At 59.9% G+C, this 13,871-nt stretch carries 10 protein-coding genes; 9 read left to right on the forward strand and 1 reads right to left on the reverse strand.

The genetic code is table 11. The features are described 5' to 3' along the window. Window positions 1-8 precede the first annotated feature (8 nt). From AC0R79_RS05745 to AC0R79_RS05785, 9 genes are all read left to right on the forward strand, one after another. Entirely contained in the window at window positions 9-395 is a 387-nt protein-coding gene (locus tag AC0R79_RS05745; protein ID WP_074691777.1) for a CidA/LrgA family protein, read from the forward strand. Next, entirely contained in the window at window positions 385-1,071 is a 687-nt protein-coding gene (locus AC0R79_RS05750; protein ID WP_007957226.1) for an LrgB family protein, read from the forward strand. Before AC0R79_RS05745 ends, AC0R79_RS05750 begins: the two co-directional genes overlap by 11 nt. A 132-nt stretch (window positions 1,072-1,203) precedes the next feature. After that, entirely contained in the window at window positions 1,204-1,986 is a 783-nt protein-coding gene (locus tag AC0R79_RS05755) for a class II aldolase/adducin family protein (RefSeq protein ID WP_474733623.1), read from the forward strand. After that, on the forward strand, window positions 1,986-2,888 hold the full coding sequence (locus AC0R79_RS05760; RefSeq protein WP_474733625.1) for an alpha/beta fold hydrolase: 903 nt from the start codon (window positions 1,986-1,988) through the stop codon (window positions 2,886-2,888). Before AC0R79_RS05755 ends, AC0R79_RS05760 begins: the two co-directional genes overlap by 1 nt. Window positions 2,889-3,040: 152 nt before the next feature. After that, window positions 3,041-3,952 carry an SDR family oxidoreductase gene (locus AC0R79_RS05765; protein WP_007957229.1) on the forward strand — a complete coding sequence of 304 codons (912 nt, stop codon included), beginning with the start codon at window positions 3,041-3,043 and terminating at the stop codon, window positions 3,950-3,952. A 538-nt stretch (window positions 3,953-4,490) separates the two neighbouring features. Beyond that, on the forward strand, window positions 4,491-6,284 hold the full coding sequence (locus AC0R79_RS05770; RefSeq protein WP_474733628.1) for a DUF1302 domain-containing protein: 1,794 nt from the start codon (window positions 4,491-4,493) through the stop codon (window positions 6,282-6,284). A gap of 23 nt (window positions 6,285-6,307) precedes the next feature. After that, window positions 6,308-7,675, forward strand: coding sequence for a DUF1329 domain-containing protein (locus tag AC0R79_RS05775; RefSeq protein WP_011332510.1), 1,368 nt, complete (start codon window positions 6,308-6,310; stop codon window positions 7,673-7,675). A 139-nt stretch (window positions 7,676-7,814) separates the two neighbouring features. Further along, the gene (locus AC0R79_RS05780) at window positions 7,815-10,358 is read left to right on the forward strand and encodes a LuxR C-terminal-related transcriptional regulator (RefSeq protein WP_474733631.1); all 2,544 of its coding nucleotides are present in this window, start codon (window positions 7,815-7,817) and stop codon (window positions 10,356-10,358) included. A 178-nt stretch (window positions 10,359-10,536) separates the two neighbouring features. Then, window positions 10,537-12,930, forward strand: a complete 2,394-nt coding sequence (locus tag AC0R79_RS05785) for a dermonecrotic toxin domain-containing protein (protein WP_474733634.1) — start codon at window positions 10,537-10,539, stop codon at window positions 12,928-12,930. A gap of 18 nt (window positions 12,931-12,948) precedes the next feature. Here the strand turns inward: AC0R79_RS05785 and AC0R79_RS05790 are convergent, their stop codons facing one another. Then, a complete protein-coding gene (locus tag AC0R79_RS05790; protein WP_474733636.1) occupies window positions 12,949-13,731 on the reverse strand; it encodes an IclR family transcriptional regulator in 783 nt (260 codons plus the stop codon). Window positions 13,732-13,871: the final 140 nt, after the last annotated feature.

Consider the following 13,871-nt stretch of genomic DNA (forward strand, 5'->3'; position numbering starts at 1 on the left):
AGCCCCCGATGAAAGCCTCGACCCTTAAATACCTCTCCCGCCTGCTGGCCGAACTGGCCGTGCTGCTCGCTCTCTACCTGCTCGGCTGCCAGATCGCAGCGTGGCTGGCCTGGCCGATTCCCGGCGGCGTGATCGGCATGGCGCTGTTGCTGCTGGGTTTTGCGTTCGGCTGGGTCAAACCGGCGGCGCTGCAAATGGGCGCAGGCTTGTTGATGGCCGAGATGCTGCTGTTCTTCATTCCTGCGCTGATGAGCCTGCTGGATTACGGCGCATTGCTGCGCGATGACGGCTGGCGGATCTTGTTGGTGATCGCCGCCAGTACGCTGATGGTGATGCTGGTGACCGCGTTCACTGTGGAGCTGGCCGTGCGCCTGAGGCGGTCCCATGAAGCTTGAGCTGATGCCGATGTTCTGGCTGGCGTTCACGCTGCTGGCCTATCTGTTCAGTCGCTGGTTGTATCGCCGGACCGGGCGCTACGTGTTGTCGCCGCTGATTCTGGTCCCCGCGTTGCTGCTGGCGCTTGCCGTGCCGCTGCACACCGCTTACGCCGAATATTCCAGCAACACCCATTGGCTGATGCTGGTGCTCGGGCCGGTCACCGTGGCGTTTGCGGTGCCGATCTGGCAACAGCGGCGATTGCTGGTGCGGCATTGGTCGGCGTTGCTGCTGGGCATGCTGGCTGGCAGCGCCGCGTCGATCGCCACTTCGTTCGGCCTCGCGAAAGCACTGGCGCTGGACAGTTCGGTGACGCTGTCGCTGGTGCCGCGCTCGATCACCACGCCGTTCGCCATGCCGCTGGCGCAGGACCTCGGTGGCGTGCCTGAGCTGACAGCGGTGTTCGTGATGTTCACCGGTGTGTTCGGCGCGATGCTCGGCGGTGTGCTGCTCAAGTGGCTGCCGTTGCGCAGCGCCCTGGCGCGCGGTGCATTGTTCGGCGTCGGTGCGCACGGGGCCGGGGTCAGCCGGGCCCATGAAGTGGGCGGTGAAGAAGGCTCGGTCGCGGGGCTGGTGATGGTGCTGACGGGGCTGCTCAATCTGTTCGCCGCACCTTTGTTGGCGTCGTTGCTTTGACATGGATCCAAGCTGTTTGCGTAGCTGACTCGTTCAGTCATCAAGCTGGCTGCCAATGCAACTACGCGACCGTCCGGGGCTGACTAGACTGCTGACACACGCAAAAACAATAAGAACGCAGAGGTGCATACAGTGAGCGTAGCCCCCGTCCCTTCATCCGTGAACGTCAAAGACCAGGTCAGTGCCGCGGAATGGCAGACCCGGGTCGATCTGGCTGCCTGTTATCGTCTGGTCGCGCTGCATGGCTGGGACGATCTGATCTTCACCCACATTTCCGCCAAGGTGCCCGGCACCGAAGATTTCCTGATCAACCCGTTCGGCCTGATGTTCCATGAGATCACCGCCTCGAGCCTGGTGAAGGTCGACCAGGCAGGCAACAAACTCATGGACAGCCCATACGAAATCAATCCCGCCGGCTACACCATCCACAGCGCCGTGCACGAAGTGCGGCACGACGTGGCCTGCGTGCTGCACACCCACACCGCTTCCGGTGTCGCGGTATCGGCGCAGAAGCAGGGCGTGTTGCCGATCAGTCAGCAATCGCTATTTGTGCTGTCGAGCCTGGCCTTTCACGCTTATGAAGGTGTGGCCCTGAATCATGAAGAGAAAGCGCGATTGCAGGCAGACCTGGGCGACACTAATTTCCTGATGCTGCACAACCACGGTCTGCTGACCTGTGGCGGCACCATCGCCGACACGTTCCTGATGATGTTCACCTTCCAGCGCGCCTGCGACATCCAGGTCATGGCGCAGACCGGCGGTGCCGAACTGATCGCCATCGAACCGCAGATTCTGGCAGGCGCCAAGGCGATGATCGCCGGCGTCACCAAAAGTGCTCAAGGCATGGGTGGCGCGCTGGCCTGGCCGGCGCTGCTGCGCAAACTCGATAAACAAGACCCGGGGTATAAACTCTAATGCCTCTCGCCGAGATCCCTCTGAGTGCCTGGCGCAAACGCAGCCAGACGTTTGTCTTCCGTGGTCAGCCGATCCGCTACTGGACGGCAGGGCAGGGCGAACCGCTGCTGCTGATCCATGGTTTCCCAACGGCCAGTTGGGACTGGCATTACCTGTGGCAGCCGCTGTCCCAGCGCTACCGGGTGATTGCCTGCGACATGCTCGGCTTCGGCGACTCGGCCAAACCCCTGAATCACACCTACAGCCTGCTGGAGCAGGCCGATCTGCAACAAGCCTTGCTGGCGCATCTGCAGGTCGAACAACCGGTGCACGTTCTGGCCCACGACTACGGCGACAGTGTTGCCCAGGAACTGCTGGCCCGGCATTACGAAGACCGGATCGAGGTCGCCAGTTGCGTGTTCCTCAACGGTGGTCTGTTCCCGGAAACCCATCGGCCGCTGCTGACGCAAAAACTGCTGCTCAGCCCGTTGGGCTGGATGATTGGCCGGGCGTTTACTCGCGATGCGCTGGTGAAAAGTTTCCATCAGATTTTCGGCCCGGACACCCGGCCCAGTGAAAGCGAAATGGATGATTTCTGGAGCCTGATCGAATGCAATCGCGGGCCGCGGGTCATGCACAAGCTGATTCACTACATTCCCGAGCGCCGGGTTCAGCGTGATCGCTGGGTCGCGGCGATGCAGCGCGGCGAGGTGCCGCTGCGGGTGATCGATGGCGAAGTCGATCCGATTTCCGGCGCGCACATGGTCGAGCGTTATCGCGAGCTGATTCCCGACGCTGACACCGTGCTGTTGCCGGGCATCGGACACTACCCGCAAACCGAAGCGCCGGTGCAGGTGCTCAAGCACTACCTCGAATTTCGCGATCACTTCGTGTTGCCGCCGCGCAAGGTGGCGTGTTCCTGAATTCGTGCCGCAGGCGCCTGGCGCCTCGGCACGTTTTCATCATCCCTCAGCCTTATCGCGCACCATTCAGCCCCAGCCGTGTTCGTTGTGACCGAACGCGTCGTGCCTGACACTCAGGGACACTGTCCCTCAGGCCTGCTGGAGTTGCCCCGATGAATGAGTCTGTGCGTTTCGAAGATAAAGTCGTGATCGTCACCGGAGCCGGTGGTGGCCTGGGACGCGCTCACGCTTTGCTGTTCGCCAAACAGGGCGCCAAAGTGCTGGTCAACGACCTCGGCGGCTCGACCCAGGGCGAAGGCGCCAACGCTTCGGCCGCTGATCGCGTGGTAGCGGAAATCCGTGAGGCCGGCGGCATCGCCGAGGCCAACCATGATTCCGTCACCGACGGCGACAAACTGGTGCAGAACGCGCTCGATGTGTTCGGCCGCGTCGATGTGGTGGTCAACAACGCCGGTATCCTGCGCGACAAGACCTTCCACAAAATGGAAGACGCCGACTGGGATCTGGTCTATCGCGTCCACGTCGAAGGCGCCTACAAGGTGACCCGCGCCGCGTGGCCGCACATGCGTGAACAAAACTACGGGCGAGTGATCTTCACCGCATCGACCTCGGGCATCTACGGCAACTTCGGCCAGTCCAACTACGGCATGGCCAAACTCGGTCTCTACGGCCTGACCCGCACCCTGGCCATCGAAGGTCGCAAGAACAACATCCTGGTCAACGCCATCGCCCCCACCGGCGGCACCCGCATGACCGAAGGCCTGATCCCGCCGCAAGTGTTCGAACAACTCAAACCGGAACTGGTCAGCCCGCTGGTGGTGTACCTGGCCAGCGAACAATGCCAGGAAACCTCGGGCCTGTTCGAAGTCGGCGGCGGCTGGATGGGCAAGGTACGCTGGGAGCGCAGCCTGGGCGCCGGGTTCGATCCTCGCGTCGGGTTTTCCCCGGAAGACGTCGCGGCGCACTGGCAGCAGATCTGTGATTTCGAAGGCGCGGCGCATCCGAAGGACAACATAGAGGCGCTGAAGGAAATGATGGGGAATCTGCAGAAGTATTCGCTCTGATTCCATCTTCGGCAGGACTTGTCCGAGTCCTGCTTTCCCCTTTGAGTGCTCACCTCGAGAGCCTCTGCCGCTGACTTCCAGCCAAAACATCGCCCATAAAAAAGGCCGCTGCAAACGCAGCGGCCAAGGTAAGACGTTGGATCAAGGAGCTACAAATCAACGTCAGTGAACACCGGGGCGATGGATCGAAAAACGCTTCGATCTATCAGAAATCATTGCCGACGACTCGGTCGCGGACTTCGTGCTTGCTGGCGGTCTGCCGTGAAAGCCCGCTCAGAATAAGGGCTGGCGCCTCAGGGAAAAATACCTATTCCGGACATGCACTGTTACGGGGCATGTAACAGTTGCGCGCACCGCGGTCGTCATTATCCGTTGTGTTGATAGTGGTGCATCCAGCCTGTTCATGGCAGGCGCAAAGCCTTGTCGCAGGCGGGGATTCATCCTTTCGAGCGACAGCGTGAATACCTCCTTGGTGCGCTTATCGTCCCCGTGTGGCGGCAGTAGGGTGGGGCCTTCTGTCACTCACCGGGGAAGACGCATGACAAAAACAACAATGCGCGCCATCTTCACGCCGCAGGCGCTCGCCGCTGCGGTGGCCTTGGGTTGCTGTGCCCAGGCGCACGCGGTCGCTTTCAATATCGGGGAAATCGAAGGCACCTTCGATTCGTCGCTGTCGGTGGGTGCGAGCTGGGGCATGCGCGATGCCGACAAGTCGCTGGTGGGTACGGTCAACGGCGGGACCGGCCAGTCTTCCACCGGTGATGACGGGCGTTTGAACTTCAAGAAGGGCGAGACCTTTTCCAAGATCTTCAAGGGCATCCATGACCTCGAACTGAAGTACGGCGACACCGGTGTGTTCGTGCGCGGCAAGTACTGGTACGACTTCGAACTCAAGGACGAAGACCGCGAGTTCAAACAGATCAGCGACAAGGGCCGCAAGGAGGGCGCGAAGTCTTCCGGCGCGCAGATTCTCGATGCGTTCGTCTACCACAACTATTCCATCGCCGATCTGCCGGGCACCGTGCGCGCCGGCAAGCAGGTGGTGAGCTGGGGCGAAAGCACCTTCATCGGTAACTCGATCAACAGCATCAACCCGATCGACGTCTCGGCGTTCCGCCGGCCAGGTGCGGAGATCAAGGAAGGGCTGATTCCGGTGAACATGCTGTTCGCCTCTCAGGGGCTCACCGACCAACTGACGGTCGAGGGCTTCTATCAACTGGAATGGGATCAGACCGTCCTCGACAACTGCGGCACCTTCTTCGGTGTCGATGTGGCGGCGGACGGTTGCAACAACGGCTACACCGTCGGCAGCCCGGCGATCGCCCCGTTGGCGCCGCTGACGGCAGCCTTTGGTCAGCCGATCCAGGTGACCCGCGAAGGCGTGATCGTGCCCCGTGGCGGCGACCGTGATGCACGGGATTCCGGGCAATGGGGCACGGCGTTGCGCTGGCTCGGCGATGACACCGAGTACGGCCTCTACTTCATGAATTACCACAGCCGCACGCCGACCGTCGGCACCAGCACCGCCGGCCTGTCGACCCTCGCGGCGCTGCCGGGCATGGTCGGGATCGCCAACCGGCTGGCGCCCGGCAGCGGTTCGGGGCTGGCGCAAAGCGTGATGCTCGGGCGCGGCCAGTATTACCTCGAATACCCGGAAGACATCCGCCTGTATGGCGCGAGTTTCTCCACCACACTGCCGACCGGCACCGCGTGGACCGGCGAGATCAGCTACCGGCCCAACGCGCCGGTGCAGGTCAACACCAACGACTTGACTCTGGCCCTGCTCAATCCGATTGCCGGCGGTGCCGCGTCGCCGCTGGTCACCTCGCCGGGTGCTGACAACAAGGGCTACCGGCGCAAGGAAGTGACGCAGATCCAGAGCACGCTGACGCACTTTTTCGATCAGGTCTGGGGCGCTCAACGTTTGACTCTGGTGGGTGAAGCAGCGGTGGTTCGGGTCGGCGGACTGGAGTCGCGCAGCAAACTGCGTTATGGCCGTGACTCGGTCTACGGCCAGTATGGTTTCGGCGGTGACACCGACGGTTTCGTCACTTCCACATCCTGGGGTTACCGCGCCCGGGCGATCCTCGATTACGCCAACGTGATCGGCGGGATCAACCTCAAGCCCAACCTGTCCTGGTCCCACGACGTCGCCGGTTATGGCCCCAACGGTCTGTTCAACGAAGGCGCCAAGGCCGTCAGCGTCGGGGTCGATGCCGACTACCGCAACACCTATACCGCGAGCCTGAGTTACACCGATTTTTTCGGTGGTGACTACAACACCCTCGAAGACCGTGACTTCGTGGCCCTGAGCTTCGGTGTGAACTTCTGATCTGCCCGAGAAGGATGAATGCAATGCGCAAGATGATTCTGCAATGCGGTGTCCTGGCCCTGAGCCTGCTGGCCGCCAATGTGATCGCGGCGGTGTCGCCGGACGAAGCCAACAAGCTCGGCACCAGCCTGACGCCGCTGGGCGCCGAGAAGGCCGGCAATGCCGACGGCTCGATTCCGGCCTGGACCGGCGGTATCCCGAAGAACGCCGGTGCGGTCGACAGCAAGGGCTTCCTGGCTGACCCGTTCGCCAGCGAAAAACCGCTGTTCACCATCACCGCCGCCAACGTCGACAAGTACAAGGACAAGTTGTCCGACGGTCAGGTCGCGATGTTCAAGCGCTACCCAGAGACCTACAAGATCCCGGTCTACCCGACCCATCGCACCGTAGCCGTGCCGCCGGAAATCTACGAGTCGGCCAAGCGCAGTGCGCTCAACGTCACCACGATCAACGATGGTAACGGTTTGGCCAATTTCACCGGCAATCGCTACTACGCCTTCCCGATTCCCAAGAACGGGGTCGAGGTGTTGTGGAACCACATCACCCGTTATCACGGCGGCAACCTGCGGCGGATCATCACGCAGGTGACGCCGCAAACCAACGGCAGCTACACGCCGATCCGCTTCGAAGAAGAGATCGCCGTGCCGCAACTGATGAAGGATCTCGATCCGGAAAAAGCCGCCAACGTCCTGACCTTCTTCAAACAGTCGGTGACCGCCCCAGCACGTCTGGCCGGTAACGTGCTGCTGGTGCACGAGACCCTCGATCAGGTGAAGGAACCGCGTCTGGCGTGGATCTACAACGCCGGCCAGCGCCGGGTACGTCGTGCGCCGCAGGTCGCCTATGACGGGCCGGGCACCGCTGCCGACGGCCTGCGCACCTCGGACAACTTCGATATGTTCTCCGGCGCGCCGGACCGCTACGACTGGAAACTGATCGGCAAGAAGGAAATGTACATTCCGTACAACAGCTACAAACTCGATTCGCCGAGCCTCAAGTACGACGACATCGTCAAGGCCGGGCACATCAACCAGGACCTGACTCGCTATGAACTGCACCGGGTCTGGGAAGTGGTCGGCACGGTGAAACCGAACGAGCGGCACATCTACGCCAAGCGCCACATGTACATCGACGAGGACAGCTGGCAAGTGGCGCTGGCCGATCATTACGACGGTCGCGGGCAACTGTGGCGAGTGGCCGAAGGGCACGCGCAGTACTACTACGATCACCAGGCCCAGGCCTACACCCTCGAAGCGCTCTACGACATCATCGCCGGCCGCTACATTGCCCTTGGGATGAAGAACGAAGAGAAGCACAGCTTCGAATTCGGCTTCGAAGCCAAGGCCGCCGACTACACCCCGTCGGCCCTGCGCGCCGAGGGCGTAAGGTAAGGGTTTCGATACATGGGCAAGGCAAAAGGCGACCGTACGGTCGCCTTTTTTATGGGCGCCAATCAGCGTACTGAATACTCGTCAACAAGCGCCGGGGAGAGGGCTAGGGTGAGCGTACAACGATAAAAAGGCGTACCCGATGACCGCCATGACCCACGCTCCGGATCGAGCGGGTTTTCTCCCGAGACTGTCTTCCCATCACCTTGCGCGTCCGCGTCTTTGCGGTGCTCTGCTCGAGTCTGCGGCGCGGGTCAAACTGGTCTGCGCACCGGCCGGCAGCGGCAAGACCGCGCTGCTCACCGAATGCCTGCTTCAGGCGCCCGTCAATTGCACGCTGTGTTGGTTGCCGCTGGCGGGCTCGTCCTTGAGTGTTGGCGAATTTTGCGAACGGCTCGCGCTCACCATGGGACTGACAGGCGCAGACGAGACATCACTGCTGTATGAACTGGCGCGGCGTACTTCGACAACCTGGGTGCTGATTGATGACTACTGCCGATATCCGGAGCCAGCGCTGGATGCCTTTCTCGACCGGATGCTGGCGGTCAGCAGTCCGACCCTGACGTGGTGGATCGGCACGCGGCGTCGCCCGTCCTGCAACTGGCCCCGCTTGTTGCTGGATGATGCCCTGTACGAATGTGAAGGGGCGGCGTTGGCGCTGACCCGGGACGAAATCGCACAAGCGTTGCGACACTTGCCTCCCGCCCAGGCCGACAGCGTGGCGGGGCGCATCTTCCAGCGCAGCGGCGGCTGGTGCGCCGGGGTGCGGATGCTGTTGATGCAAAAATGCGACTGGTCGCAAAAGACCTTGCCGCAGCAACGCATGGACACCTTGCTGGACTACCTGCAACACGAACTCTTCAGTGGTCTTAGCCCGGAACTCGCCGAGGCCTGGCGTGTGCTGGCGCATTTGCCGCGGTTCAATGCCGAGCTCTGTGAACACCTGTTCGGTGCCGGAGAGGGCGCCCAGTACTTGCGCACGCTGCAAGTACTCGGCTGCTTTATCGAGCCCTGGAACGATTCGGCCGACTGGCTGCAGGTTTGCCCGTCACTGTCGCACGTCATTCGCGAAGAGCAGTGGCCATCGGGGCGTTCCTGGCATCGTCGGGCATGCCAGTGGTTCGCTGCCGCGAATGACTGGCGCTCGGCTTTTGAACAGGCTCTCCTGGCCGAAGAACATGAGGCGGCCATCAGTCTGTTGCAGCACTTCAGCTTCGAGCATCTGTTCGAAGAGCAAACGGTGGTGCTGTTGTTACGGCTGCATGAAATCCGCGGCGGTGAGCTGACAATGAGTTCGCCACAGCTGGTCGGACTGATGACGGCGGCGTTGCTGTTTGCCGGTCGCTTTGAACAGGCGGCGCAATGTATTGCGCGTCTTTCGTGTTTCCTGCCGCAATCCTCTGCACAGGGTGAGTGTCAGCTGATTGCACGCTGGCAGGCGTTGAGCGGTTGGCTCGCGCATCTCGAGGGGCGGATGGGGGCTGCCCAAGTGCACTTCTCTCAAGCATTGGAAGTACTGGATGCGGACAGCTGGATCGCTCGGGCAATGTGTTTGTCCGGTTTGACCCAGCAAGCACTTTTAAGGGGCGAACTCGACGTAGCGCACGCCTGTAACCGCCAGGCGCTGTGTCTGGCACGCGCGCAAGGTTCGCTGGTGTTCGAGGCACTGCTTGAGCTCGATCATGCGCAATTGCTGGAGCAGCGCGGCACAGCGTCCCGGGCTGAAAGCCTCCTGGCCAATGTCCATGATTTGCTTGGCAAGCAATCGAACCGGCCGACACCGTTGATGGGAAGAATCGCGTTACGCCGAGGGCGGCTGGCTTTGAGTCAGGGGTTGGACGCCCGCGCCGCAGGGTTTTTCCAGGCCGGCCTGGAGGACTGCAAACGCAATCATGACAAGCGCGTGCTGTATGGCTTCATCGGACTGGCGCAATTGGCCGCCAACCAGGCGGACTACGAACAGGCTTTCGTGTGCCTGCGTGATGCCGAGCGGCTGATGCAACTGCGGCAGATTCCGGACACGGTCTATCGCGGTGCCTTGTTGCAGGCCAGCAGCCTTTTCTGGCTGCAGCAAGGACGTAACGAACTGGTTTGCGAGGCGATGACCCGCCTGCTGCGACACTATCAGGGACCCGGTGCATTGCAGGCTCCACCTGCGACGCTGGAGCTGATTCCGCGTGTCGAGTACTTGCTGATCCTGGCCGAGGTTGAATTACACAAGGCTCGCAACCCGATCGTGCGCCTCCAGCAGCTTCTGGAAACTGCCCGGCACTGCAGAATGCTTTCTCTGGAAACCGACCTCCACCTGGCATTGGCCGAGGTCGCGTTCGCGCTGGGTGACGAATTGTTGGCCAGATCTCATTTGCAGGCGGGTTGTGAAATGGCCAGCCTGCATGGTCTGCATCAGGCACTGCATGAACTGAAAATGCGCCGTCCCGAGCTGATTGACGGGGTTGCCGAGACACCTTGTGCAGTCAGTTCGAGCGGTGGCGCATTGCTCAGTCAGCGAGAACTGGAAGTTTTGAGACTGATTGCCAAAGGGTATTCCAATCAACAGATTGCAGATCAGCTGTTTATTTCCTTACATACGGTAAAGACTCATGCCAGGCGTATACATGGAAAGTTGGGTGTCGAGCGCAGAACGCAAGCAGTGGCCAGTGCAAAGATACTGGGTCTGGATGTATAGCGGCGTTACAGCGGGACAATGATTTATTTGTTCGGTTTCTTCTCGGAGATAATTATTAAATATTCAAAATGTGAAGTAACGGGTCGCTTGTTTTAGTCGGGGTTGTTGAGCGTTAGCTTTGTTGCATTGAATAAATGGCGTTGTGTCATTTAGTTGTTGATGCTGCAAGGAACTCGCAATGAACGATTTAAAAGATACCCTCGGCTTTCGTCCGCAATGGCTCGCTGGCACCAGCTCGTACAATCAACAGAAGTATGAATACCTGATGCAGCAAATGGCTGGCCAGGAAGCGGAGCTCAGGCAACTGCTGGGCAAGTCGGCATCCTTGAAGACCTATGCATCCGCACGTGTTCAGGAATGGACGAACAGCGCATTGGGTGCTCGAATTGATCCGGAAAGTATCAGCGTCGTTTCCCGCTTCAGCATTCAAATGGCTGGTCGCACGCTGGTTCAAGAGGATAAGCGTTCGTTACTGGAGCTGGCATTGTTCGGTCTGCATGATCAGAACAACCGGTCTGAAATGAAGTTCGAAGGTCAGATTCCTTCAGGCTTGACTCAAGCACGCGTGGAAAACTGGTTGTCCGGGGTCGATATCCGATCGGATTACTTCGAATCGCTTCGAAAGTCCTTTGATGATTACGGCGTGCAAATCGCATTGTTGGGAGCCTTGGGAGCCCGCATCGCGTTCAGCGCGTTCTCGGCGACTTTGCAGGGACACCTCAATCAGTCGAGCATGCAGATGGTCGAGCGCTTCCTGCAGGGTGATCGCAGCATTTCGGCATCGGCGTTCGTATTGACGGGGTACCGTTATGGTTTCCGGGACCTGATCGCTTTCCGACAAAAGAGCAACCCCTACGGCTTCTGCGCCTTGTACGCCCCGGGCTCGCCTGGCGGGCGGGACTGGTACGCGTTCCCCAATATTCGCGAGCTCGAGTTTCAGGTGGCCGGCTGGGTCAGGACTGACGAGGGCGTGAGCTATCTGACGTCCCAGGCGCATCCTCAAGAGAGGGGCGCATTGACGAAGTATGCGAAACAGCTTCAGCAACTTCCGAGTGCCTGGAAAGGCGCAAACTTCTACGAGTGGCCCGAGGCACCCGAAGGGATTCTTGCAGAGGCGGTTTTCTATCAAGTGTCCTGGGACCTGGCCCAGGAGAGTCTTGTCCAGCCGGTTGGCTATCGAAACTCGTCTGCCGATCTTCGTCAGCGTTACGCTCGATTGAACACTGAGTTGAAAGCCCTCTATACCGTCAACGCTCGCGAAGCCGGCATCGTTCCCTATGAGACTTTTTGCCGTGATCTCATAAAAAATAAAATAGAAGACCTGCTGAAAGCATCCGGGGAAATCGTCGTAGTCAATCCGGATGAGATTATTGTCGAGCTGGAGCAGGGTGAAGAAATTTCGTTGTCGCGGATCATTATCAAAGAGACGCCGTTCACTGTGCGTGAAGTGGAGGGCAAGCTGCCAGGTATTTATCCGCGCTTTCGCGTGAGTGCAGGTCATCCAACGCTGCACAATCTTGATATTCGTCAATTGGCAAGCTGGTCCCGGACATTGCGCCCGGGGGAGAAGTACATTGCCATGTTGCGTTCGGTTTATCTGAACACTAAACATCCTGACTATGAGCTTAAGCGGGAAATACATTTCAGAGCGCAGCAAGCCGAGATGTACCGGGCGGTATTGTCCAGCCAGTTTTCCGGCGAGATGTCCCCTGGGTTGGCTGAACAGTTGAATCGTTTGATCGCAGGGCTGGACAAGGCCTCGGATCCATCGTTTCCTCCTTATGGAGAAACCGTAACCAACGTGCAATACAGTGCGGTGTTCAAACTGCATTTGAAGCGTTGCCTGATTGAAGGCGTCTACGTTTTCAGATTGGTAGAGGGCGGAAAAATCACCGAGATTCTCTACACGCCCAACGCACCCGATGGTATCCATTACCGCCCGATGAATCAGCTCTTTGCGTCGATCAAGGAAAACGCTCTCGGCCAGTATTTCTATGAACGGGTCAAATACATCGAGCAGCCGATCATCGGGACTTTCGTTAATAACATCGAGTTCAAGAACATCTCCGAAAGTCCGCCTGTGCTTGAGATGAACAGCCGTGTGCAGTCGTTGCGGGCGAGTTACAACGCCCGTGTAGAACGCATTATTTCCGATGTGGACGCACAAACGACCAGCCTTGGTGAAATCATCGGGAAACTGGTTTATGACACGGCAGTTCTGGCTGCAACGGTGGTCAGCATGGTTATTCCACCGGTGGGGCTGGCGCTTTCGGCGGTGCAGATCACCAGGAATGTTCTCGAGGGCGCCCAGGCTTACAAGTACGGAGATCGGGCTACAGCGTTCAATCATTTCAAGGATGCGTTGCTGGACCTGGCCTCTCTGGTTCCCGGAGGGAAAGAAGCGACCAAGGCTCAGAAAACCCTGATCCAGCTTCTGGGTGACGCCAACACCGTCGTCGGCCTGGTCGCTTCGGCTACGGGCCAGACCCTTGGCTACGAGCGTTTTCAGGAGCTGCTCGAAGAGATACTGAAGGAAGAGTCGGCCAGTGATAGCCAGACTCTGTTGGTGTAACCGATTGAAGTGATCTGACTAGCGGGCGTCAAACCCCATCCGCCAACTCACGGCCCGCGTCGCAGCCAATAACCGCTGCGCCGCCGGGCCGTTTTCGTCGGCGTGGAACAGCGAGGTCGGGCCGACGATGGTCAACACCGCCGCGACCTGCCCGAGGGCGTTGAACACCGGTGCCGACAAGGCATCGACGCCGGGCATCAGCAAGCCGTGAACATGATGCAGACCGCGTTCGCGGATCTGTTCGCACAACGCCGCATAGGCTTTTTCGTCTGCCAGCGGATGGCCGCCGACGGCGATTTCCTGTTCGCGCAATTCGTCGGTTTCCCGATGCGGCAGGTACGCGCCGAAGACCAGACCGGTGGAGGAACTGAGCAGCGGCAATACCGAACCCAGTTGCGTCACCACCGTCACTGCGCGCACCGCAGGTTCGATGTGCACCACGGTTGCGCCCTGATTGCCCCACACCGCGAGGAAACAGGTTTCGTTGAGTTCGTCGCGCAGTTCGGCCAGCGGCAGGGCGGCGACTTTCAGCACGTCCATACTGTTGAGAGCGGCCAGGCCCACGCGCAGCGCTTCACGGCCGAGACCGTAGTGATTGGTGGCGGTGTTCTGTTCGGCAAAACCGCTGGCGATCAAGGCCTGCAGATAACGGTGAACCTTGCTCGCCGGCATCTGCACATGTTCGGCCAGACGCGACAGCGAAGTGGACGGCGACAACTCGGCCAGGGCCTTGAGGATGTCGGTGCCGACTTCGGCGGAGCGGACTTTCTGTTTGCCGTTGCTGTCGCTGGTTTTTTCCATGGTGCTGCCGTGTCCCGGAACGAATGGGCGTCTTTATAGCTTGACGCTGGATAGCGAGCAAATTACGTTATGCGTAATTGAATTACGATAAAAATAACCCCGGCGTGCCAAGACCTCTGATCCAGAGCGTCCGGCCATGC

This window comes from Pseudomonas sp. HD57-3 (genome assembly GCF_056113135.1).

Bases quoted from the DNA above. Each gene is read 5' to 3' on its own strand.
- AC0R79_RS05775 (WP_011332510.1), top strand. From the start codon at position 6,308: ATGCGCAAGATGATTCTGCAATGCGGTGTCCTGGCCCTGAGCCTGCTG.
- AC0R79_RS05745 (WP_074691777.1), top strand. From the start codon at position 9: ATGAAAGCCTCGACCCTTAAATACCTCTCCCGCCTGCTGGCCGAACTG.
- AC0R79_RS05790 (WP_474733636.1), bottom strand. From the start codon at position 13,731: ATGGAAAAAACCAGCGACAGCAACGGCAAACAGAAAGTCCGCTCCGCC.
- AC0R79_RS05780 (WP_474733631.1), top strand. From the start codon at position 7,815: ATGACCGCCATGACCCACGCTCCGGATCGAGCGGGTTTTCTCCCGAGA.
- AC0R79_RS05750 (WP_007957226.1), top strand. From the start codon at position 385: ATGAAGCTTGAGCTGATGCCGATGTTCTGGCTGGCGTTCACGCTGCTG.
- AC0R79_RS05785 (WP_474733634.1), top strand. From the start codon at position 10,537: ATGAACGATTTAAAAGATACCCTCGGCTTTCGTCCGCAATGGCTCGCT.
- AC0R79_RS05760 (WP_474733625.1), top strand. From the start codon at position 1,986: ATGCCTCTCGCCGAGATCCCTCTGAGTGCCTGGCGCAAACGCAGCCAG.
- AC0R79_RS05765 (WP_007957229.1), top strand. From the start codon at position 3,041: ATGAATGAGTCTGTGCGTTTCGAAGATAAAGTCGTGATCGTCACCGGA.
- AC0R79_RS05770 (WP_474733628.1), top strand. From the start codon at position 4,491: ATGACAAAAACAACAATGCGCGCCATCTTCACGCCGCAGGCGCTCGCC.